Origin of the sequence: Thermogemmatispora sp., from assembly GCF_019683755.1 — a bacterium.
Taxonomy (GTDB): Bacteria; Chloroflexota; Ktedonobacteria; order Ktedonobacterales; family Ktedonobacteraceae; genus Thermogemmatispora.
In genome coordinates this window covers 1-2126 of sequence record NZ_JADGHT010000530.1, presented here as the reverse complement: position 1 = coordinate 2126, position 2126 = coordinate 1, and the positions used below count along the sequence as shown (strand labels likewise).

At 60.8% G+C, this 2126-nt stretch carries 2 protein-coding genes; both read left to right on the top strand.

Features of this window, described 5'->3' with window-relative positions; translation table 11 throughout:
- Positions 1–1434, top strand: a 1434-nt coding sequence (locus tag IRZ24_RS19650) for a tetratricopeptide repeat protein (protein WP_297168285.1), incomplete at its 5' end; no start/stop codon positions are given.
- Between the two features lie 110 nt (positions 1435–1544).
- Positions 1545–2126, top strand: a 582-nt coding sequence (locus IRZ24_RS19645; RefSeq protein ID WP_297168282.1) for a zinc ribbon domain-containing protein, incomplete at its 3' end; no start/stop codon positions are given.

Sequence of the window (2126 nt, the reverse complement as noted above, 5' to 3'; positions counted from 1 at the left end):
TCGTATGCCTCGCCTGAGCATCTCGGTTCAATCACTGCTCCGGGTCAGAAGCGCTCACCTCAGAACCCTGGTCGCTTGGTGCAGACCGACGCCCGCTCGGACATCTATTCGCTTGGGGCTACTATGTACCACTTGCTGACCAACCAGGAGCCAGAGCCGATGCAGACGCCGGCCCCGGGCAGCATTCGCGCCAAGAATCCGAAGCTGCGCACGATCCAGGTGGACGGGCGCATCATCTGCCCAATCGAGCAAGTCATTATTAAAGCGATGCAGCAGGACCCGGCGCATCGCTTTCAGAGCGCTGAGGCCATGCGTGTGGCCCTACAACAGTGCCTGCCTGGTCAGGCGGCACCCGCGACCATTCAGATTCCAGCGATCTCGCCCAACGCGACCATCGTGGTGCCCGCCACGCGTGGACCGGCAGCGGCTCCCCCAGGACCTGGCCCCATTTGCCCGCGCTGTGGCCTGCAGAATCGTCCAGGGGCCAAATTTTGTAAGCGTGATGGCCAGCCTCTGTTTCAGGGAGCAACTACCGTCCCTCCCAATGTACGCATGCAGGCACAGGCCTATGCCTCGTTGCCGGCGGGAGTCGCGCGCCAGCCAATTCGCGCCCGCCCCGTCTCCGCCGGTGCTCCGGTCAATTACGATCCTCTGACCTTCTATCGGCGCGGTTTGCAAGATCTCAACAACCGGCACTACGTCGAGGCGATCGACGAATTTAAGCAGGCGCTGGCGCTTGGGCGCCCTACCTATGACGTACTCTACAACCTGGCGCGGGCCTATCGCCAGTATGCTCAGTCCCTGCGCGATAAGGACGAGAAGCTCTTTCATGAGAATATGACCCATGCTGCCGAGTACTTCGCTCAGGCAACCGATAATCGTCAGAACGCGTTGGATGCCTACTTCCAGCTTGGCCTGTGCTATCTCGACCTGGGTCTCTATCCTAAGGCAGAGGCCGCCTTTAAAGAGGCACTGCGAATCGCTCCCCAGGACGCCGCCATTTATTATCAACTGGGACAGGTGGCAATGAAACAGGGCTACCATCGCGAGGCCGAAGGCTACTTGCTCGAAGGCCTCAAGATCAATCCCGACCACGCCCTTATCCTGCTCACTCTAGGCCGTCTCTACAGCGAGACGCGCCAGTACAACTCGGCAATCCGTGTCCTGCAGGAGGCCACACGCTGCGATCCTACCCAGGTCGACGGCTGGTACGAGCTGGGCCGCGCCCACATGCGCGCTAACCAATGGAACCAGGCCCTGAGCGCCCTGGAACAGGCGCGCCAACGTGACCCCGAGCGGGCTGAGATCTATAGCGCAATGGCAGCATGCTATCTAAAAATGCGTAAAAAGGCAGAAGCCAGACAGATGATCCGCGAAACATTGCAACGCGATCCCAATAACGCAGAGGCTCTGCGTCTGCAAAAGCAGCTTTGAGTAATTGACAACAGGTGCAGTGACCAGCAAAGAGCCGTCGCCAGCCATCCCTGGCAGAGCATCAGGAGAAGAGAGGACCGAATCCGTCTCAGAGAGCGAGGAGAGCAGGTATGATCTGTCCAGTTTGCAGCACGCCCAACCGCGACGATGCCAAATTCTGTAAAAGCTGTGGGCGGTCGCTCCCACGGGAAGCAGCCACCACTGAAAGCGCCCCCACCTCCGAGCAACCAGAGCGGCAACCTCCCGCAGCCCCAGCGGACCGCGCCACCAGCAGTCAGGAGTCAGACGACCCAAGCCTGGCACCGACACTGATCCTTACTCCCGAACGCATGATGGCTTACCATAGCCAGCGCTGGCAGCGTGAGTTAGAGGAAGCCGAACGACAGCGCAAACAGCAGCAAGAACAGGGCCACAGCCCAGAGCAGGAGGGCCGAGATGTCGCCGATCTGCCCACCATTCTGCTGACGCCAGGTGCCAGCGAGACAGCAGCCACCACTCCAGGAACCGCTACAACAGCGGCTTCAGCGAGCGAGAGCGCTAGTCAGAAGGCGGAGCCAGAGACAGCGACGGGCGATACTCGTCAGGCAGGTAGCGACGAGGCGACAGCGCCTCCCGCAGTCCAGCCATTGGAGAGCGTGCAGCCGACCCCTGCCTCCGATAGCGGCAGGGATCGCTCATCGCTACCAATAGAG